Annotated in this window: 19 protein-coding genes; 9 read left to right on the top strand and 10 right to left on the bottom strand. The window is 43.0% G+C overall.

Annotation, left to right across the window (positions count from 1 at the left end):
* Window positions 1–67 precede the first annotated feature (67 nt).
* Together ACM0OZ_RS17245 and ACM0OZ_RS17240 are read right to left on the bottom strand one after the other, a co-directional pair.
* Entirely contained in the window at window positions 68–1,570 is a 1,503-nt protein-coding gene (locus ACM0OZ_RS17245; RefSeq protein WP_414584050.1) for a phenylacetate--CoA ligase family protein, read from the bottom strand.
* 89 nt (window positions 1,571–1,659) lie between these two features.
* On the bottom strand, window positions 1,660–2,001 hold the full coding sequence (locus ACM0OZ_RS17240; protein WP_414584049.1) for a hypothetical protein: 342 nt from the start codon (window positions 1,999–2,001) through the stop codon (window positions 1,660–1,662).
* Window positions 2,002–2,457: 456 nt separating this feature from the next.
* Here ACM0OZ_RS17240 and ACM0OZ_RS17235 point away from each other — a divergent pair, with 456 nt between their 5' ends.
* The 4 genes from ACM0OZ_RS17235 to ACM0OZ_RS17220 all read left to right on the top strand — a co-directional run bounded on the left by ACM0OZ_RS17235 (window position 2,458) and on the right by ACM0OZ_RS17220 (window position 8,678).
* A complete protein-coding gene (locus tag ACM0OZ_RS17235; RefSeq protein ID WP_414584048.1) occupies window positions 2,458–4,233 on the top strand; it encodes a protein kinase domain-containing protein in 1,776 nt (591 codons plus the stop codon).
* 139 nt (window positions 4,234–4,372) lie between these two features.
* Window positions 4,373–6,754 (top strand): protein kinase domain-containing protein, encoded by a 2,382-nt coding sequence (locus ACM0OZ_RS17230; RefSeq protein ID WP_414584047.1) that lies wholly within the window; start codon window positions 4,373–4,375, stop codon window positions 6,752–6,754.
* A 512-nt stretch (window positions 6,755–7,266) separates the two neighbouring features.
* The gene (gene speD / locus ACM0OZ_RS17225) at window positions 7,267–7,707 is read left to right on the top strand and encodes an adenosylmethionine decarboxylase (protein WP_414584046.1); all 441 of its coding nucleotides are present in this window, start codon (window positions 7,267–7,269) and stop codon (window positions 7,705–7,707) included.
* Between the two features lie 20 nt (window positions 7,708–7,727).
* The gene (locus ACM0OZ_RS17220) at window positions 7,728–8,678 is read left to right on the top strand and encodes a fused MFS/spermidine synthase (RefSeq protein WP_414584045.1); all 951 of its coding nucleotides are present in this window, start codon (window positions 7,728–7,730) and stop codon (window positions 8,676–8,678) included.
* 294 nt (window positions 8,679–8,972) lie between these two features.
* Here ACM0OZ_RS17220 and ACM0OZ_RS17215 read toward each other — a convergent pair whose 3' ends face one another.
* On the bottom strand, window positions 8,973–10,178 hold the full coding sequence (locus tag ACM0OZ_RS17215) for an RNA-guided endonuclease InsQ/TnpB family protein (RefSeq protein ID WP_414584044.1): 1,206 nt from the start codon (window positions 10,176–10,178) through the stop codon (window positions 8,973–8,975).
* Window positions 10,179–10,244: 66 nt separating this feature from the next.
* Between ACM0OZ_RS17215 and tnpA the strand changes: the two genes are divergently transcribed.
* A complete protein-coding gene (tnpA, locus tag ACM0OZ_RS17210) occupies window positions 10,245–10,652 on the top strand; it encodes an IS200/IS605 family transposase (RefSeq protein WP_414584043.1) in 408 nt (135 codons plus the stop codon).
* A gap of 584 nt (window positions 10,653–11,236) precedes the next feature.
* On the opposite strand, the gene ACM0OZ_RS17205 is transcribed toward tnpA, so the two are convergent.
* Both ACM0OZ_RS17205 and ACM0OZ_RS17200 read right to left on the bottom strand, forming a co-directional pair.
* Window positions 11,237–11,854, bottom strand: coding sequence for an NUDIX hydrolase (locus ACM0OZ_RS17205; protein WP_414584115.1), 618 nt, complete (start codon window positions 11,852–11,854; stop codon window positions 11,237–11,239).
* Window positions 11,855–11,939: 85 nt separating this feature from the next.
* The gene (locus ACM0OZ_RS17200) at window positions 11,940–13,142 is read right to left on the bottom strand and encodes a phosphoglycerate kinase (protein ID WP_414584042.1); all 1,203 of its coding nucleotides are present in this window, start codon (window positions 13,140–13,142) and stop codon (window positions 11,940–11,942) included.
* Window positions 13,143–13,231: 89 nt separating this feature from the next.
* Here ACM0OZ_RS17200 and ACM0OZ_RS17195 point away from each other — a divergent pair, with 89 nt between their 5' ends.
* A complete protein-coding gene (locus ACM0OZ_RS17195; RefSeq protein ID WP_414584041.1) occupies window positions 13,232–13,639 on the top strand; it encodes a universal stress protein in 408 nt (135 codons plus the stop codon).
* 78 nt (window positions 13,640–13,717) lie between these two features.
* Here the strand turns inward: ACM0OZ_RS17195 and ACM0OZ_RS17190 are convergent, their stop codons facing one another.
* The 4 genes from ACM0OZ_RS17190 to ACM0OZ_RS17175 form a co-directional block, all read right to left on the bottom strand.
* Window positions 13,718–14,035: a type II toxin-antitoxin system VapC family toxin gene (locus ACM0OZ_RS17190; protein WP_414584040.1), complete on the bottom strand. Its 318-nt coding sequence runs from the start codon at window positions 14,033–14,035 to the stop codon at window positions 13,718–13,720.
* Window positions 14,036–14,047: 12 nt separating this feature from the next.
* The gene (locus ACM0OZ_RS17185; protein WP_414584039.1) at window positions 14,048–14,173 is read right to left on the bottom strand and encodes a hypothetical protein; all 126 of its coding nucleotides are present in this window, start codon (window positions 14,171–14,173) and stop codon (window positions 14,048–14,050) included.
* On the bottom strand, window positions 14,170–14,439 hold the full coding sequence (locus ACM0OZ_RS17180) for a hypothetical protein (protein ID WP_414584038.1): 270 nt from the start codon (window positions 14,437–14,439) through the stop codon (window positions 14,170–14,172). Before ACM0OZ_RS17180 ends, ACM0OZ_RS17185 begins: the two co-directional genes overlap by 4 nt.
* Before the next feature lie 196 nt (window positions 14,440–14,635).
* Complete coding sequence (locus ACM0OZ_RS17175) at window positions 14,636–17,305, bottom strand: NACHT C-terminal helical domain 2-containing protein (RefSeq protein ID WP_414584037.1); 2,670 nt, start codon at window positions 17,303–17,305, stop codon at window positions 14,636–14,638.
* A 169-nt stretch (window positions 17,306–17,474) separates the two neighbouring features.
* On the opposite strand from ACM0OZ_RS17175, the gene ACM0OZ_RS17170 reads away from it, so the two are divergent.
* The gene (locus tag ACM0OZ_RS17170) at window positions 17,475–17,684 is read left to right on the top strand and encodes a hypothetical protein (protein WP_414584036.1); all 210 of its coding nucleotides are present in this window, start codon (window positions 17,475–17,477) and stop codon (window positions 17,682–17,684) included.
* Between the two features lie 74 nt (window positions 17,685–17,758).
* On the opposite strand, the gene hemW is transcribed toward ACM0OZ_RS17170, so the two are convergent.
* Window positions 17,759–18,943 (bottom strand): radical SAM family heme chaperone HemW, encoded by a 1,185-nt coding sequence (hemW, locus tag ACM0OZ_RS17165; RefSeq protein WP_414584035.1) that lies wholly within the window; start codon window positions 18,941–18,943, stop codon window positions 17,759–17,761.
* A 254-nt stretch (window positions 18,944–19,197) separates the two neighbouring features.
* Between hemW and ACM0OZ_RS17160 the strand changes: the two genes are divergently transcribed.
* Together ACM0OZ_RS17160 and ACM0OZ_RS17155 are read left to right on the top strand one after the other, a co-directional pair.
* Window positions 19,198–20,274 carry a PIN/TRAM domain-containing protein gene (locus ACM0OZ_RS17160; protein WP_073635345.1) on the top strand — a complete coding sequence of 359 codons (1,077 nt, stop codon included), beginning with the start codon at window positions 19,198–19,200 and terminating at the stop codon, window positions 20,272–20,274.
* A 5-nt stretch (window positions 20,275–20,279) separates the two neighbouring features.
* The gene (locus ACM0OZ_RS17155) at window positions 20,280–20,426 is read left to right on the top strand and encodes a hypothetical protein (RefSeq protein ID WP_414584034.1); all 147 of its coding nucleotides are present in this window, start codon (window positions 20,280–20,282) and stop codon (window positions 20,424–20,426) included.
* Window positions 20,427–20,460 lie beyond the last annotated feature (34 nt).

Below are 20,460 nucleotides of genomic sequence, written 5' to 3'. Positions count from 1 at the left end.
GCCCCTCACCATTGTCTTTTCTTTTCTTGCTAAAAGTATCCTAATATTGCAAAGTTGCTGCACCGCACTATTTACGGGTATAGCGATGCTTCACCCCAACGGGGAAATATTCTGGATCGCCTGTTGGCGCTAATGCAACTTGTGGCATTTGGTATTCTGGGGGAACGTAGTTCGCAAATTCGCTGTTGAGGCGCTTGAGTTGGGTAAGAATGGAAGATGCGATCGCCTGCTTTTTCTCTTCACTTTCCTCTACTCCTGGTGCTAACTCCACAACCACAGATAAAAATCGGTTCTTGTCTGCATCTTCCTGCACTTGCAACACGAACTTACCCGTCACCCATTCTCTAATGACTGGTTGCTCTAATCCCACTGTCACATTTTCTGGGTAAATATTCGCTCCAAAGTAGGAAACTGTAAAATTAGAGCGTCCAAAAACGTAAACGAAAGGTAGCTGACGAACGCCTCTTCCACCCTGATTTTGTAACTCTGCCACTGGGTCGAAACTATATTTTCTCAAAAACTCGAGCATGGCATCGTAACTAATTATCCCCCCAGTATCTAAAATGTTATATCGCACTAGGGGAATGCCATTGTCTCCAGAAAATAATAATGTGCCGTCTATCACTTCAAAAAAGCGACTTACGGGATCATATTGTACTAGTGTGGGTAAACGAGATTCCCCGAACAAGGCACGCGCTGCCTCTGGGTGATTTGCCAAAAATCGCCGAATACAGATACTTAAAGGGGTTTCGTTACCCAATACACCAGCGTCTGCTGTACCATAGAGTGATACTGAGTCGTAGCAGGAATGTTGGGAACCAACTCTTTCACCAACCAAACTGCGCCATTCTTCACTAAATACCTCTCCCGCCATGACCAACTTTATCTGATATTGCTGCCACTCGATACCACGGGCAATTCCAGTATCAATAATATCTTTAAGAAACGGAGGATATCCTAACAGCACAACCTGCTCAAAACCCGAACCAAGTTCTTGAACAACTCGAAAGATTTCTTCTTTGTTGTTGCCAGGAGTCACTACAGTGATAGGATAACCTTTGCTGCCAAGATAGCGACAGCAATTGGTGGTGTACATTCCGCCTACCCAGGTTCCTAGACTGAAACAAATCACAGCTAGAGTACGTTTAGTATCTGCATAAAAACTGTCATGAAATACCTGCTCAAAACGGGTGGCAATTTGCATTTCATCTGCAAAAAAACGCGGCCAAAATGTGGGTTTTCCTGTGGAACCAGAGGAAACAGCTATCATGTCGCACGTTTGTAACTCTCCGTGACGGCACAATTGGGCTAAAGGATAACGTAGCAGGTAATTTTCTTTGGTGAGTTGCGGTAGTCTTTGGAAATCCTCAAAGGTTTGGTATTGATCAGGATTTACCCCATGATGTGCTAAGAAATCTTTGTAAGCGGGTACAGTAGCAGCCATATGGTGAAATAATGCCACTACTGTTGAAGTATCCGTGTTGAGATGCTGTTGTAGTAGTGTTTCTAGGGGTGTAGTTAAAAAGTCTTGAAATGCCGTAATTGCACGCTGCTGTTTTTCTGCCTTCATTTGCAAAACTCTGAGTATTTTTCTTTATTTTCTCCTTGTTTGCGAGGATTGCGACGTAGAATGTGCGATCGTTACCTAGACATATTCATTTAATTGCTGCGAGTAGATTCCTCAGCAACTGTTATTTCTTTGTCCACCTTACCATTTTTGTTTTGCACGGTGATGTGTTCTTGAGCTGTAAAGGAAGTTCCGTCTTGATTTCCATTGTTTCGGGGTGCTTGAGCAATACCTGCTCCTGCTGTTATTGCACTACTCACGACTCCCAGTATAGCAGCCCATTTCTCACCAGTTAATTTTGAATTTGGAATGGCTGAAGCTACCGTTGCCACCACCATTATTATGGCTGCTAATCCAAAGCATACTATAGGATAAGAAGCTTTGGTTAATTCAACTTTTGCTTTCGTTAATTCGATTTTTTCACGCTCACTCATTGGAAAACCTCTTTTCTTTTTTTTAAATATCAAACTCAGTTCATCTATTTGGCTTTTTATAAATTTTTATTAAAGTAATTTTTTAGAAGTCTTACTTTATTGTTTCTAGGTTCAATAAATATTGAGGAGCTTCTCAACATTATTGAGAAATTGATATTGATGAACTGAGTTCTAACACTTTATTCAAATGAACAAGAGGTATTTCCAGAAATCTCCCAATTTTTTTCTTGAAGCAAAAACAAGGAAAGTATTATTGATATTTTTATGTATAAAAAAATACTAGTATTGTCAAAATATCTTGATTATTCTTCAATTCTATAAAAATGCAATATTAGGTTCTCCCTCACCCATAAAAAAGCAGGGCAAAATAATAAGGATAAAGGGCGAGATATGCGTAATCGCGGCTTTCCACTTTGTAGCAACTTAATAAAAACTTTTTATTCATCCTTCAGCGCTATGGATGTTTATTGCAGCAAACAACACGTAAACAATGAGAAGAACCGCTTTTGCACTCAATGCGGTGAGCCGTTACCTCTTGCAGTAGGGCAAGTTATCGATAAAAAGTATCGGATTATACGTCATTTGGGTCAAGGAGGCTTTGGACGCACTTATTTAGCGGAGGATTTACATCAATCGCAACTACAGTGCGTGCTGAAGGAATTTGCACCCCAAGTTGAAGAACAGCAAGATTTAGAAAAAGCTAAAGAACTGTTTGAACGAGAAGCAAGTGTGTTGAAAAAACTTCAGCATCCTCAAATTCCACGTTTCCACGCCTCACTACAAGTACAGTTGAGCAACAAAGATTTTTTCTTTTTAGTGCAAGACTATGTGGAGGGTGAGAACTACTGGGATTTATTAGAAAGCCGCAAAACTCAGGGGCAAACTTTTAGTGAGGAGGAAGTTGTCAAACTGCTGCAACAGATGTTGCCCGTTTTGTCTTACATCCACTTTCTCAATGTCATTCACCGCGATATTTCTGCTGATAATGTGATTTTGCGGCATACTGATAATTTACCTGTGCTGATTGACTTTGGTGGTGTAAAACAATTGCCAGCCTCTCAGGGTTTTTGGTTTACCCAACTCGGTGGAATTCGTACTCTTTTAGGTAAAAAAGGATATGCACCAGAAGAACAACTACGGCAGGGAAAAGCATTTCCCAGTAGCGATTTGTATTCTTTAGCAGTGACGGCGCTGGTGTTGTTAACTGGACAGGAACCGCAAAAACTCTACGACAGCTTTGAGGGAACTTGGCGTTGGGGAGAAGAAATCAAAGTCAGCCCCAAACTAGAAGCTGTGTTAAAAAAGATGTTGGCTTATAAACCAAGCGATCGCTATCAAAAAGCCGATGACGTTCTCAAAGAATTACAGTCTCACATTCCTGCAGCCGAACCTGTAAATACCAAACCTGTAAATACCAAACCTGTAAATGCCAAACCTGTAAATACCAAACCTGTAAATGCCAAACCTGTAAATACTTATATGACAAAGCTTAAAACAATGGTCGTTGCTCCTGGGCGAAAACATGTCAATACCGTTGTCGGCAAGCTTCATAATAAAACTCAAATGGTTGCTCAAGCGCTGCCTTTACCGATTTGGCTGCGTCCTTTTGCTTTCAGTCTTGTCAGTACAAGCGTCATTGTTTTAACTTTGGCTGGGACTTGGGCGATAGTAAATGTCGTTGTTCAAACTGTATCATCTATTTCTATACCAACAATATCATTACCTAAAATTCCAGGAGGCTCAGATTCTCCGGAAAAACCAACTGTTAGCAAAGAAACAAATCGCAGCAACCAAATTATCCGTCGCCGTCAGCAGCTAGAAATTCCACAAGTATTTTTTATACAAACGGTAGATAAAATTTTTTATACTAAAAATCCTGACGCTAAAGGACGAGCTCTTACAGGTAATTCAGAAGACACCGCTTTACGAAACCAATGGTACGCGATCGCCGACGACTTGTTGAATAACTTAGAACGGGCTAATCTGAGCACCTCAGCGCGTCGCAACCTGGGGAACTACAGTGCGCGAGATTACGACAAGTGGAGACGTCAAGCACAAGCAGGACAATTTGGTAACTATACTATTGAGCAGCTCAACAGAGACACAAACAAAAAATTTGATAGATTGTTTCCGGGACAGCGACGTGAGGATGAGAAACTGGATAAACAAACATTTGGTCAAATATGGTATGCACTTGCTGCCGAGCAAGTGAGTAAACTAGATGGCAACTAGGAGTAGGAGGAGTGAGGGAGTGAGGGAGTGAGGGAGTGAGGGAGTGAGGGAGATGAGGGAGATGAGGGAGATGAGGGAGATGAGGGAGATGAGGGAGATGAGGGAGAACTAATGACTAATGACTAATGACTAATGACTGATGACTAATTATTGCTCCAAAGGACATGAAAATCCAACTGGTAGTCGCTTTTGTCTACATTGCGGCGAAAACTTGGAGAACCCGGTGAATCAAGGTATTCAAGGCGGGCAAACTTTGGGCGATGGCGCAGAGCGCCCGCCCCTTTGGGGCGATCGCTATCTTATTTTGCGTCAACTGGGACAAGGAGGTTTTGGACGTACATATTTAGCTGAGGATATTAACCGCTTCCGCGAACTTTGTGTTTTAAAGGAATTCTCCCCTCAAGTTCAAACGCCTTATGTTCTCCAAAAAGCTGAAGAACTGTTTCAGCGAGAAGCCAGCGTTCTCTACAAGCTGCAACATCCCCAAATTCCTCGCTTTCGGGAACTTTTCCGCATGAACTTGGCTGGTAAAGAATATTTATTTCTGGTGCAAGATTATGTACAAGGGGAAACTTACCGCTCTTTATTAGATGCTAGAAAACAGCAAGGTTTGCTGTTCACAGAGGCAGAAGTACGTCTGCTATTGCAACAAATTCTCCCTGTTTTGGAGTATATCCATTCTATAGGAGTGATTCACCGCGATATCTCTCCTGAAAACTTAATTTTACGCACCCCCCAAGTCCCTCCTTATCAAGGCGAGACAGGCAGAGCGGCGGCTTCCGCCGTTAGCGTAAGCTCCTCGCGGAGCGAGGCTCTGAACTGGCGTGAGATTGATGGGGGTATGCCAGTGTTAATTGATTTTGGGGGTGTCAAACAAGTTGCTGCAACAGTCGTTTCGCAATATTATCAACCCGGTGCTGCTGCTTCCCCACTTCCAACGTTATTAGGTAAAGCAGGTTACTCTCCCCCAGAACAAATGCAAACCGGGTTAGTTGAGCCTCATAGCGATTTGTATGCTTTAGCAGCAACGGTACTCGTTTTACTGACAGGCAAACAGCCTCAAGAACTTATAGATAATTATACCCTCACCTGGCAATGGCGACGGGAAGTTAACTTGAGTCCAACTTTCGGGATGATGTTGGATAAAATGCTATCGCCAACACCAGCACACCGCTACCAAAGCGCTCATCAAGTCTTACAAGCACTGATCCCGTCGCCTGTGGGCTATCCTCCACCACAGCAGACTCTTCCCCCTCCAATACCGCCACCACCGCAAACAGAACAAACTCTAGCCGTAGCCCCATCTCCTCCATCTTCGCCCACTTCCCCCACTCCTTCCACTCCCCCCACTCCCCCCACTCCCCCTACTCCCCCGACTCCCTCCAGAAGCTGGTGGACACCTGGTAAAATCATTGTGATAGCAGTGGTGATGGCTACTGCTATTGGTGTGGGTATGTGGGGAGCAGCTCAATTGCTTGACTCATCTTCACCCATAATCTCGTCTAACGATCCAAAACTTCCTCCAGAAGAACAACAACGCAAGCGCATATTAGATAATCGGCGTCAATACTTAGGTATTAACGAGAAATTCTTCATTAGCTTGGTCAATCAAGTCTTTTGGGATAGAAATCCGAGTTTACGCAACCGCACTTTGACAGATAAGCCGGAAGATGCACAACTGCGGGCAGAATGGGATAGCATCGCAGGCGAATTGCTGGAAAAGGTGACGGTACTGAGTTCAAAGGCACGTAAACAACTGGGTAGTTTTACGCAAGCAGAACGCGATCGCGCTAAAGTGGAAGTTAACCAAGTCAACGTTGGTAGCCGTTCTTTGTATGATTTAGGAGATGCGGCATTTTTCCAGCAATTTCCTGAACAGCGCGGCAAGAATTTTATCGATCAGCCTATTGGACAAATCTGGCACGGATTTATCAGCGACAAACTCAATGCCATCCTTGCGGGCAGCGCTTTCAAAAAAATAGTTTTTGACCAAGGGGCAATTAGTACCAGAGTGACTGGTACTCTTAAACCAGGAGAAGGTAAAGTTTTTATCGCCGAACTTGACGAAGAACAATTGATGAAAGTCAAGCTCAATGGAAATTCTAAAATTTTGCTTTCCGTGTATTCCCCCAGTGGAAAAGTGCGATTTTTGGAAGATTCAACACAACGTAGCTTATCCGTTAAACTTCCAGAAAGTGGATTTTATGAATACGTCGTTGTTTCTACGGGGTCAAAAACATCAAACTATACACTCTCAATCACAGCAGAAAATCCTGCTCCACCACCGTCGCCTACACCAACTCCTACAGAAACTATTACACCTACATTCACACCAACTCCTACAGAAACTATTACACCCACATCCACACCAACTCCTACAGAAACTATTACACCCACATCCACACCAACTCCTACAGAAACTCCTACACCGACACCAACAGCATCGCCTACGCCTACCCCTACACCTACACCTACACCTACACCTACATCCACACCCACGCCTACAGCGACACCATCATAAGCAATACAAAATTCAAAATCGCCACTTTTTTCTCAGTACACAATTAGTGTCCCTGGTTGAACAAGTTTTGACGTTGAGCCTAGAATCCCCGCGTATGCGCGACCGGGGAGTGTCAAAAAGCAAGACATTAGCTTTGTCTTATCTTTGAGTCCTTCTTGGAGTAAACGCATTGAGGCAATCTCCACCATCTCGGCTGATGGATCTAGCTCACTAAAAAAAAGTGTGGGCTAGCAAGAATCTGAATGCTATCCTTAGTAGATTGACAAAATACTGGTGTTAATAATAACTAATCAAGAAATATAAGCAGAAAACTTTGGAACAACAAAAATTATAAGAAAATAATATACACAAAATTGCTTCCAATGTGCGACAATTGCACTTCTGTGCATAACTGCATAACAACCTCTTAAGTACAATGGCTAACTTGAAAGTCAAGAAGTAGCAAAGCGTGCATTAATCCCAGAGGTTAATTTTCTGTAGTCTTCTGTGTTTTTAGGGTGGAAAAATTGGAAATGCAATCTTACCCGGTGGGGGACACACCTTTGGTTCCTGTTGGTAGTCACTGTATTCTCGAACTTTACGACTGTCCAACACATCTACTGAACAATCCTGTTTTCATTAAACAGGCTTTACAGGAAGCGGCTAAGGTAGCGAAGTCTACTTTGTTGAACGAGGTATCACACCACTTTGAACCCTATGGGGTAACGGCTCTTGCACTGCTAGCCGAATCTCATATTTCAATACATACATGGCCAGAATATGGCTACATCGCAGTAGACATTTTTACTTGCGGTGAACATACAGAACCGGAAAAAGCTTGCAAATACCTCCTGCAAACTTTTCAAGCTAGCAAACACGTACTGATGACACTTCCTAGAGGTAAGCTTTCACCTCAAGTCCAAAAGAAACTGGAAGAAAGCCTATTTCTGGCGACTGCAACTAGCGAACGTTGACGAATAGAGGGAGTTATTGTATGTCTGGTAGCAATGTGGGTGCAGATTTTTGGATGAGCGAATACATCACTCCTTGGGATATTTACTCTCATGGAGTTACGGGGGTTCTTGCTCACAAGAAAACCGCTTACCAAGAAATGTACATTGTAGAAACTGGTACTTACGGCAAAGCTTTGGTTTTAGATGGCAAGTGGCAGTCATGCACAGGCGATGAATTTTTATACCACGAGCCTCTGGTTCACCCAGCCCTGATTTTTCATGGAACACCCCGTAAGGTGTTGATTCTTGGTGGTGGTGAGGGAGCCACAGCACGCGAAGTGCTGCGTTGGCAAACCGTGGAAAAAGTGGTGATGATTGACATTGATGGCGAAGTGGTGGAAGCTTGTCGGCAACACCTGGGCGAAATGCATCAAAATGCTTTTGATGACTCGCGTCTGGAAGTCGTGATTGCAGATGCACTCGACTTTTTAGATACAACTGACGAGCGGTGGGATGTTGTCATTTCCGACCTCTCCGACCCTATCGAGTCAGGTCCGTCGTTTGCGCTGTTTACTAAGGAATACTTTGAGAAAATCCGTCGGGTGTTATCACCTCAAGGATTCGTTGTTATCCAAGCAGGTCCTGTGTCACCAGGGGAGTTAACGCTCCATGCTCGCTTGGTACGAACCCTGAATGCGGTTTTTCCCAATGTTCAGTCCTACAGCAGCTACACCTCTACCTATGGCAGACCCTGGGGATTTGCTGTAGCTTCAGAGGCAAAGATTGATACCCGACCCGAGCCAGAAACCATTAATCAGCTGTTGCAGGAGAAAACGAGCGGTGGGTTTCGTATGTTAGACGGTACCACCCTTTTGGGTATGCTGCATCTGCCATTGCATTTGCGCAAGGCGATCGCACAAGAAACCCAAGTTTACACCCTCGCCGAACCTCCGAAATTTTTTGGGCAAGGAGCGGTGAAACAAACAGCATAATTTGTAACCGATAATTGAAAACTCAATTATCGGTTACTCAGATTCCCGACTTCTTTAAGAAGTCGGGAATCTTGTTGTTCACAAATAATTTAGGATTGCTGTATTATTGTGATTCTTTTTCAGTGATTTTCATTGTGACCTATATGAACTACCCGCCCTTACTTCGTAGAAGGGCGGGTTTCTACATCCAGCCCAGTAAGAGTAGATTTTTGACGCTTCTTCGCCCCTAGTTGCTTCATGCTTCCAGCAGTTTTGCGGGTGCATGAAGTAGAGCTAGGCGACTCTGCATCTACGTTAGCGAAGCGGCGCGTTAGCGCGGCTTGTTCCAAACCCCGGTAGAGTTCCTTTTGCCCAATAAAGCATTACCTCGGCAGCCGCAATGTCCCTATCTTGGACATACCCACAAACACCACACTCGTGAATTCTAATATCGAGTGTTTTCTTGTGCTGGTGTCCACACTTGGGGCAGGTTTGACTGGGTTTTACTTGTCGTGTTGGGACTTCTACAAATACACCACCAATCTGTTCTACTTTGTATTTGATGGTACTGCGTAGCATTCCAAAACCTACGTCAAGTATTGATTTATTCAAACCCGCTTTTTGCTTGTTTCGCTTACCTTTCTTAGCAATGCTTGTCATGTTCTTGACTTCTAGTTTTTCGGTAGCAACGAAGCTATGACTGCTGACTATTTCTGCTGTTACCTGATGAACCCAATTCTGCCTTTGGTTGGCAACTTTTCTAATGAGTTTACTAACCTTGGACTGGGCTTTTTTCCATCTCCTAGAAGCCTTCACTTTCTTTTTTCTATTTGGCGCTTGTTTGCGTCTTTTGCTTTTAGAAGCTGCCTTTATTTGACATTCAGCACTTCGCAAAAACTTAGGAGCACAAGAGTGTTGATGATTTTCGCCATCAGTAATTGACAATGCTGATTGACAGCCCAAATCAATACCAATAGCACCGACGGGCAATATATCTGGTTTTAGCGCCTGGTCTAAAACATCAACGGTTATAGATGCATACCACTTCGCGTTGCGATAGACGATGGTGCAAGTAGTGGGAGTTCCCCAATATTTTGCTTGACCGCGCATTTGAATACGCCCAATTTTAGACAAATTCAAATATCCGTTTTCGCCATCAGACTCAATGGAGTAGCCAGTTTTCGCTGGGTACGTCCAACCTGAATAGGTAAGGATAGACTTGAATTTCGGGCGTTTTCCTAATCCTTTTTTCCAGCGTTCAAACGCAAAATCAACACGTTTCAATGTTGCTTGCAAAACTTGAGAGTTGATGTCTTTGTACTCAATCCAAACTTCTTTGAACGCTGGTAAGCAGTTCTGTTGTTCCATATAGCCAACAGAATGATTGAACTTTTGATATTGAGTAAACCTATTGTTTACAGCAGCATTGTACAAGTCCTTGTGAAGTTTCCGGTGATACCGCAAAGACTGCTCTATCTGCTTATTTGGGTATAGTCGGAACGTCATACGCCTTGTTGCCACTGTTTTATTTACCTCCTGAATTGTAATTGCTATACTGATATTATCATTGATATGGGGGCTTATCAAGTGGTTGCAAGGAAAGGTTCTCATTCAGTTTTTTCTGTTCACCTACATTTTGTCTTTGTAACTAAATATCGCCGCAAAGCAATAACCGCCCCAATATTGGAACGGTTACGGGAAATATTTGCAAACGTATGTATCAAAACTAAGTGCCGACTGATTGAGTTTTCAGGAGAACCAGACCATATTCACTTGCTGATAGATTTTCATCCTGATAACAATCTTTCTGTGCTTGTTGGAAGCTTGAAATCAGCGTCTAGCAGAATTATTCAAAAAGAATTTTCACAGCATTTATCAACTATATATAAACAATCAGTGCTGTGGTCTAGTTCTTATTATGTTGCATCAACTGGTGGTGCGCCGATTGAAAGAATCAAGCAATACATCCAATCTCAGGAAGTGCCTACAGAATAAATTGGAAATTGTTCAAATGCAACTCTATCCTGTTTGAACGCAGTTCAAACAGGACAGAGAAGTTTTCACAATTTCCCGCTATTCATCCCCAGCGATTGAGTACCTTGAAGCTGGGGACTTTCGCGAGGCGTTAAGGCGATGCCTGCGGTACGCTACCCGAAAGCAGGCTACAGAGCCCCACCTATTAATTTAGGTATTAATTTAGAAAAAGATATGATAGGTACACCCTGTAACAAAAGTTAAATACACCCTGTACTGAAGAGTTAAATACACCCTATAACAAAAGTTAAATACACCCTGTACTGAAGAGTTAAATACACCCTGTACCGAAGAAGAGGACAACACCCTGTGACTGAAGAGGAATATCTAAAGTATGCAGAATTTCTTGGAAATTTTTTTCACTCTAAAGTAATATTTCATACCTATTTCTAAAGACATATTGAGTTTCTTTTAAGGTGTAGCTGATAGCTCAGATGATTGAAGTTTTTTTAAGAAAGGGTTGAATCAGATGAAAATATCTTTCTCAAACCCGCTTTGATAATATTTTTTAGCTGTCCCGTGGGACTTCGTTGCACCGTAACAACCTAATCGAAGTCTGTAGGCAAATCTGGAAGGCGGTGATGCTGGAAAAGTCGGGTGATTTGAGCTGGCGTCACACGCCCAAGGGACAGTTTCGGAATTGCATCTTCAGCAAAGAACTCCACTTCCTCCGTCTCTATACTTGGCGATGGGGAACCACTGACAAGTTCGCACAGAAAAAAGAGCTTGTAGATGTAATGCGGATGAGGTGGATGTCCCTGTCTATCCCTGTCATAGACAGCGAGCAGTTTTACAGCGCGTGTTTGATAACCAGATTCTTCATACACTTCTTTAACAGCTACTTCACTGGGTGAGTCGCCAACATCAGCCCATCCGCCTGGTAAAGTCCAGCAGCCATCTTCTCTTTCCTTCACTAACAATATTTTATTGTCACGAAACACTGCTCCCCGCACGTCAACTTTAGGTGTTGCGTATCCCACTTCTTGGGCGAATAAATCGAGGATAAAGCTGTGTTCGACGTTCGAGTAAGTCGCCATAATTTCAGCGGCGATCGCCTGTAGCGCTTTGTAGCGTTCTATATCAAAAGGATCTTTGGAAAAAGTTAAACCATTTTGGGCGATCGCTTGTAATTTCTGCGTCCATTCCAGCCATTTAGGTTCCACAATTTTCTCCCTATTTGTGTAGAGACGTGCCATGGCACGTCTCCACAGTATGCTACGTCTCTACATTGGTTTTACCTATGAGCTTTTATGCTTCATCTAGCGCGACGATACCAGGTAATTCCTTACCTTCAAGTAACTCCAAGCTAGCGCCACCACCAGTGGAGATGTGGCTCATTTGGTCGGCTAAACCAACTTTTTCCACAGCCGCCACAGAGTCACCACCACCGATGATGGTGGTAGCACCTGTTTTGCTGATGTCGGCGAGAGTGCGGGCGATCGCTTCCGTACCTGCAGCAAACTTATCAAACTCAAACACGCCCATTGGACCGTTCCAAATGACCGTTTTGGTGTCAGCAAGGGCTTGTTGGAAAAATTTCACCGAGTCAGGACCGATATCCAAACCCATCCAACCGTCGGGAATGTTTTCCACACTGACGGTTTGAGAATTGGCATCAGGGGCAAAATTATCAGCGACAACCACATCCGTGGGAAGCAGCAAGTCAACACCGCGTTCTTTTGCCTTTGCTTCCAAAGACTTTGCCAGTTCTAGCTTGTCCTCTTCAACCAGTGACTTACCGACATTCAAACCACGTGCCTTAAAGAAGGTGAAAATCATTCCACCGCCGATGATCAGTTTGTCGCACTTTTCCAGAAGCGTTTCAATCACGCCAATTTTACTGGAAACTTTGGAACCACCGATAATCGCTGCCAGAGGACGTTGAGGATTTTCGATCGCGCTTTGCAGGTACTGCAATTCTTTTTCAATCAAATATCCACCAACCGAGGGACTCAGGTATTTAGTCACGCCTTCGGTAGAAGCGTGAGCGCGGTGTGCGGTACCAAAAGCATCATTTACGTACAAATCAGCATTTGCTGCCAGTTTTTTAGCAAATTCTGGGTCGTTTTTCTCCTCCTCCTTATAGAAACGGACGTTTTCCAATAACAGCACTTGTCCGTTTTGTAAAGCTCCCACCTTAGCGGAAACTTCATCACCGATAGAGTCGTCAGTTTTAACAACTTCTTGTCCCAACAACTCAGATAAACGCTTGGCAACCGGGGTTAGGCGCAATTTGTCATCTACACCCTTAGGACGCCCGAAATGGCTTACTAGAATCACCTTAGCTCCCTTCTGCGTCAAATCCTGTATGGTCGGCAGAGCAGCACGGATGCGAGTATCATCTGTAATGTTGCCGGCATCATCCACAGGTACGTTAAAATCAACTCGTACCAGAGCGCGTTTACCAGACAAGTCTTCTGCAGATAAATTTGCTAAAGTTTTCTTTGGCACGGCACAAACCTCCTGATTGCCTTTTTGTTATGTTTTTTAAGTAGATCCATCCAGATTTTACCGAGTCAGGGGGGCGGAGGTGAATCAGAATGTTTAAAACAGTTCTATTTCCAATTGATCAAAGCCGGGAAGCGCGAGAAGCAGCCGATGTGGTTGTCAATATCGTGCAAAAGTACGGTAGTCGCTTGGTGCTACTGAGTGTGGTTGAGGAACCTGTTGCAGACTCGCCCACCGGAGATGCAATGTCCTCACCAGAGGTAGTTGCGCAACTACTAGAAACAGCCAAATCTCTGTTTTCTGGACAAGGCATTCCAGCCGAATCCATTGAACGGCAAGGCAAACCTGCTTTCACCATCTGCGATGTTGCAGATGAGATAGGGGCAGATTTAATCGTCATGGGTTGTCGGGGACTAGGCTTAACTGATGAAGGGGCAACGGAAAGCGTTACCACTCGTGTGATTAACCTTTCTCCTTGTCCAGTGTTGGTTGTGCCGTAAAGAGTTACGAGTTATTTACCTGTAGGGTGCGTTAACGCAGTGTAACGCACCACTTTAAACTAATTTGAAAATTCTTGCTTATTGAGCAACTTCCAATTCATCTAGCACCACAATACGTAATTCTGTAACGCGCCTAAAAGTGACATCATTTGTTAAAAACGCGTCACAGCCTGCTGCTAAAGCTACGGCAATCTGAAAGGCATCAGGTAATTGTAAGTTGTATTTGGCTCTGATTTGAGCAGCATCTATTGCTAAAGTTTCGTCATCAATTGGCAAAAACTCTATGTTTTCAGTGTCAGTCATCAACTGAATGAAATGTTGCTGTAATTCCGTTTGTCCTAAACGGTAAGGCTGAACTAAACATTCAGCAAAAGTAACGGGTGAAATAACTCCCATTAACACACCATTTCAAATATGATCAAATACCACGCTAGCAGATGCAAAATATTGTGGGTTTCGTTCGACGTAGTAAATAACTGGTGCGGTGTCCAAAAACAGGCGCGTCACACCCTGTAAGCTTTCTGTAACGTTCACTCCTCTTTCCTTAATTGCTTTTCTGCAATTTCTAAATCAGGGAACTCTCCACGCCTCATGCGTGTGACGTATTCTTGAGCATCCATCCCTCCAAGTAGATTGGGTGCTATTCCAGCAAATTCAGTTACTTTGCGGCGTGGCTTGCGTTTAATTTCGCAATTTCGTAATTTTTGTGTTAGGTGGGCAATGAGACGCAATTGCTCATCGGGTGTGAGTGCGTCTGCTTGTTTCATCACTTCACGTAATTCTTTAGACCTTTGATACATTTTTGTTTATCTTTAAAATTATCTTTTTTTAGCAAAATCTGTAACGAATAAATCGCCTTTGAATTTCACAGAGCAATCATCTCTTCATACGCTACAAAAACCGTTGCTGACGCTTCTCAATTTCGGCGATGGGTAATAATAAAGTATTTTCCATCTCCTGTCGCAATTCGGGAGACATTTTACTGTTGTTCATACATTATATTAGCAATGTATTAGCATCGTAATATTGTTGAAGTATTTTTTTTTGCTGGTCGCTAAATTGCCAATCATGACTAATATTACGATGCTGAACCATAATATTCCTTAGCTGCTTTGTCCAAGATTGACCATTAGCGTTCCACCACTCTGATATTTCGCTCATTTTCTTAGGTAGAGTATTGATTAGCTGTTTAATTAATTGCTTAAGTTCAGAATCTAAAATATTCTCAAAGACACACCAAAGACAATATTGTAGCTCACACATATATAAAAAATTCTGGTCTAAGTACGTGCTGGCGATATTAACAGCACGGTTAAGATTAATGTCAATCTCAAAATCATAATTAATAATAAAAAGATAACTATTTTTATGATTGTTAATTGCGTTACAAATATCATTATTCAGGGTAATATCTATAGTTTTAAGTAGAGAGTTGTTAATATATGTATTTTTTTCATAGTTAAAATTACCAAGAGCAATATCAAAATAAAAAGTGCGAACGGCTGCTTGTTTATAGGGGACATTAAATGAAATTTTTTTCTTATTTATCCAAATCAGGAACTGCTGCAGTTTAATATCTGAAGCTATTAAGATATCAATTTTTTGCTTGATTGACAGTAGCAGTTCATCAGTATTCTGCACCATCCCTAACGCCAGCAAAAATACTTCACGCCAACTTTTCCTGCTCATGCGACTGACCGACTTTTCCAAATTCTCTGACTCAAAACTTTTAACAACTGCTAAGGCAGTGAAATACTCTTGAAACGTTAGATGAGAGAAAGAGAAAATTTCTCGCGCCCTCTCCACCAGTAACCCATGTTGCGTTTCAATTGCTTTCAGCATCGCCTTACTATCCCGTTGCAATGCTATAGGTTCTGTTTGGGCATTAGGTAAAGTGTGGAGATAGTCAGCAATACAGTGCTCAACTTCATCTTGTTCAAAAAAGTAACGGCTTTTCTCAAAAGAGATTGCTGCTAGCTGAGTTAGAAGCTCTATCTTGTGTTCTAAAGACAACTTGCGATAAACTTCATCCCGTTTAATCCCCCGGGATTCATCCCATCTTACAAGCAGAATGTCCAGTCCTTGCTCATACAGCTTTGAGCGTCTCGACGGAAATTCACCTTTAGCTTGAAACACTAAACAAGTCAGATTTAGCAATATTGGTGTGACTGCTAATTCTCGGATTTGCTGATTTTCTGGCAGATTAAGCTTCCCAATAAAGCGTCTTGTTGTAGCTTCCCTCTCCTGCTGGTTATTCTTGGCAACTGCTGCAAACCACTTTTTAGCAAAAGCTTCAACTTGCTCATCGTTAAAGTCTGCCACTTCAACATATGTGAATTTCTGAAATCTATATTTCTGGGCAGCAATTCGACAGGTGATAATAAACTGATTTTTGAAATACTTTTCAGCAAATCTGCGAATTTGCCTGACGACTTCCTCGTCATTTTTTTCTGACACTTCGTCCAAGCCATCAAGCAAAATCAGGGCTCTACCGTGAATTAGTATCTTCTCTGTTACCGATGCCTCCGCAACACCACAACTTTCAAATTCTTGGCTGATGTAGTGTAATAGGCTGAAGTTTCTCGTGTCTTTCGCATCTTCAGCAAAAGTTTTCAGTGGGATAAAAATCGGGATTCGCTCTGCTTGGAAGACACCTTGATTACACTGAATCGCTATATGTTGCAAAAAGGTACTTTTACCTGAGCCTGGTTTGCCCAGCACCATGAGCTTAGAGTGCCTTTCTACTGCCTTCATTCCTGGTACTCGTGGCTGATGCACTTTGCCTAAGCCTAAGCGATCAAATTCATCTGTCTTATGGTTATAAACTTGCGGTAGGTCACAAAGCTCTAAGCGTATGTAGCTAATTGGTTTATCCAAGATATTGACATCAACATAAAGGTCATCTAGCTCAATGGGTCGGGCAACATCCAATATCCGCAGGGTTCCACATTGGTCTTGGATTTTGTTGTAGCGCTGCGCTCGCACTGGCGGCACAACTTCGGCAAGCACCCTCAACAAGTCAATATCTAGAATCTTCCGCCAATCCAACTTTAGCTGTAAGCAGATATTAATAAAGCCATCACGCTCAACTGGCTCGCTTTCAAAAAAATGCTTGATTGGTTCGATAGTTAACTTCATATCATTTGCTAGTAGTCCCGTTTTCTTTACCTGAGGGAGAAATTTCTGGCAGTTTTGTTTTGTGTAAGTCTTGCCTTCACGCTTTGCCTGTTCATCAGCCTCACGTTCACGCTCTTCACATTCACGAATTTCCCGTTCAAGAGCCTGTTTTGCCTGGATTACCGAAGAAATTGTTTCCAAAGCTCGTTCTACTTGTATGATTTTGTCCGGAGATACCTGGAGAAAGGATACCTCCCGCACCAGTACATCAATATCTGAGGCGCTATCCTGTTGTTTCTTCTCCTGTGCTGGTTGACTGGCAGATTTAGCAACAATCTCATCCCACTCCAGCCCCAACTCCTCGCAAATCTTCACAAAATATTGTCGGTCAACTGGCAGACCTCGAAAGAATTTGCTGACTGTCTCACGCGAGAAACCTAACTCTTTGGCTAGCTCATTCTGAGTCAAGCACCTATCAGTCAGCGCTTTTTGTGCTTTATCTTTTCCTTGTGGAGTTACTTGGAGCGATCGCCCTACCCGTCCTGCCATAGATTATCAGCATCACTTATGCTAATTCTAGCTACCCCATTTCAAAGTCTGACTTAACTCTGACAAAGACTTACCTCAGTCTGACATCCCACAGTCCTTGCGCCGACTCGTTCTCTGACACCTGTTTACGAACCTGGAAGGGTAAAGATACAAAACGAGGACGAGATACATGAACGCCATTATTTTGTGGGTCATCCAAACTTCTGCTGAAATCACCCTAGGAATTCTCATTGAAAAGCTATTAAGTGATCCCAACAGAAAGCGTACAAGTAAATTCCTCAAATACCAAATTCTCGTAGTTTATTTGAACTGGGTGTTACTCAAAACTCCCCTTGATCCCAAGAAACTTCATCAATACCTTGAACAGCAACAAGTGTAGTTATGTAAATTGGTGCGTTAGCTCTCGCTAACACACCCTACCATTACTCTGCGCCCTCTCTTGTCCTCTGCGGTTTATTCCCCCAACTCCTTAAACAACCCCGCCAACACCACATTAGAAAACAAAAATCCATCGGGATCAGTCAACCGCAACCTTTCTTGCACAACTTCCACCCAACCTTTCTCATAATACGGCTGCAAACACTGATGAATCTCCTCCACCTTCTCCTCTCCAAACTGTTCCGCCAAAACCCCCAAACTCACACCTTCTGCCAACCGCAACCCCAACATTAAAGTTTCTAACAAAACTTCATCTGGTGATGTCACTTCGCAATCAATCACAGCAGCATCTTGCACCCACTGATAGTACTCCTTGGTTTTACGCGGACGGTTAAACCGCTTCCCTTCTACATAACTCGCCGCGCCCATGCCAAACCCGTAATAAGGGCGATTTTCCCAGTAAACCCGATTATGGCGACACTGATGTCCCGGCTGTGCATAATTGGAAATTTCATAATGCTTATAACCTGCACTCGTCAAAATTTGCTGTGCCATTCGGTACATTTTGACTGTGGTTTCATCTGTCGGCAAAGGTTGATCCCCAGGTTTATAGTAACGACCAAAAGCCGTTCCAGGCTCAATGGTGAGGTCGTAAATCGATATATGCGTCGGTGCGATCGCAACTGCTTTTTCTAAAGACTCCTGCCACCTATCTAAAGTTTGATGCGGTAATCCTGAAATTAGGTCTAAACTGAAGTCGGGAATCCTCACCTGCCGAATCAAGTCCACAGCTGCGAATATATCAGAGACGGAGTGCGATCGCCCGCAAACTTGCAATAAGTTTTCTTGAAACGCTTGTACACCTAAACTTATCCGATTTACGCCTGCACTGCGGTAGCCTTGTAGATGTACCGAATCAAACGTACCTGGGTCTATTTCCATTGAAATTTCTACCTCAGGACATACACCAAACTGTTTGTCAAGCGTTGCCAATATTCGTTGTAACTGTTCTGTAGACAGAAGAGAGGGAGTGCCGCCACCAAAGAAAATTGTAGTCAAGGGTTGACCGAGGGGTGGCGTGATGGCAATTTCTTGACATAGTACATCAACGTATTGGGAGATAGTGCCAGATGTTTCACCGCGCAAGCGATCGCCCACAACTGATACAGGAAAATCACAGTAAAAACATCGCCTTCTACAAAAGGGAATATGAATATAAGCAGAACTCGGAATACCGAAAGCAGAAACTTTTTGAATCATATTGATAAAGTTTTCAATTATTATTTACAGAATGACAAACTCATGAAAATTACTGTGTTATTTAAATGTTTTTATCGTTTGACAACAAAAACCTGAAAAAGATAAAGCATAAAAATCTTTGGTTATAATGATTGCAGATGTTGTCACACTAAGGGCTTAGTATGACGATAAATCTTTCCTAAATCTATCTTACCGAGGAAATAAACAATACTTTACTTGCTCGGTTAACACAGTTCCAGGAAAACAATACAACAATGCTTGATGCCATTATTATTTTCTCATTCGTCCTGGCAGCAGCAGGAACAGGTTACTACAGCATAGATCTGTTACCCGCAGGGGTACTAGCTAGAGTTTCTAACCTGGAAGCTTTACGCATGATAGTTGCTGCTTTTGCCGCCATATTTGGGGGCGCAGTTGGATTAAGTTTTCAAACAGGATATCGTCGCTTGCAAGCTCAAGTCCGAGAATTGCCACTCGAAGTTATTTTAACTCGTGCCATTGGATTGGTGATTGGACTATTGATAGCCAACTTAATGCTTGCCCCGTTATTCTTGCTACCAATTCCAGCAGATTTTAGTTTTATAAAACCATTAGTAGCAGTTGTTGGTAGCATCATACTGTCATACACTGGTATGAATTTAGCGGATGCCCACGGACGCGGATTATTAAGGCTGCTTAATCCCAACACCGTGGAAACAATGGTCGTGGAAGGAACTCTCAAACCTGCCAATACCAAAGTTTTAGATACCAGCTGCATTATCGATGGTCGCATCGAAACACTACTAGAAACTGGGTTTCTAGAAGGGCAGATTCTCGTGCCGCAATTTGTCTTGCAAGAATTGCAACAAGTAGCAGACGCGAGCAAAGACCAAAAGCGGGTTCGGGGAAGACGAGGACTAGAGATTCTCAACCGGATCAAAGCAGCTTACCCTGATCGCATCCTGATCAACTCTATTGACTATGACGATATTGCCACAGTTGATGCTAAGCTAGTACGTTTCGCTCAAGAAATCAACGGTACACTGCTAACGAATGATTACAACTTATCTAAAGTTGCTAGCGTCCAAAAAGTACCTGTATTAAATGTCAACGATTTGGTGAACGCTGTTCGTCCTACGTACCTACCTGGTGATAACATTGACCTGAAAATTCTTAAAGAAGGCAAAGAACCCACTCAAGGCATTGGCTATCTCGATGATGGCACAATGGTTGTCGTTGAGGAAGGCAGGAATTATGTGGGAGGAGAACTCCGGGTGGTCGTCACCAGTGCCTTGCAAACTTCCGCAGGAAGGATGATTTTTGCCAAACCTCAAGCTTCGGCGTTTGCATAAGGGCGATGGCACGTTCAATTCGAGTTAAACTTTGTGGTCGGTGCAGTCAAACTGCACCGATTCTTTATCGGGTAAAGTACGAAGAAGAAGGGCAATGGGTTTTTGTCTGCCCTGAATGTTGGACACTCTTAAGTCAGAAACCCCACGCCTAAAGGCGGGGGCTTGAAAAAAGCCTTAATCTGACCA

Source organism: Scytonema sp. PCC 10023 (assembly GCF_963920835.1).
Classification (GTDB): domain Bacteria; phylum Cyanobacteriota; class Cyanobacteriia; order Cyanobacteriales; family Nostocaceae; genus Kalymmatonema.
The sequence above is the reverse complement of the archived record's forward strand: the minus strand, read 5'-3'. Positions and strand labels throughout refer to the sequence as shown.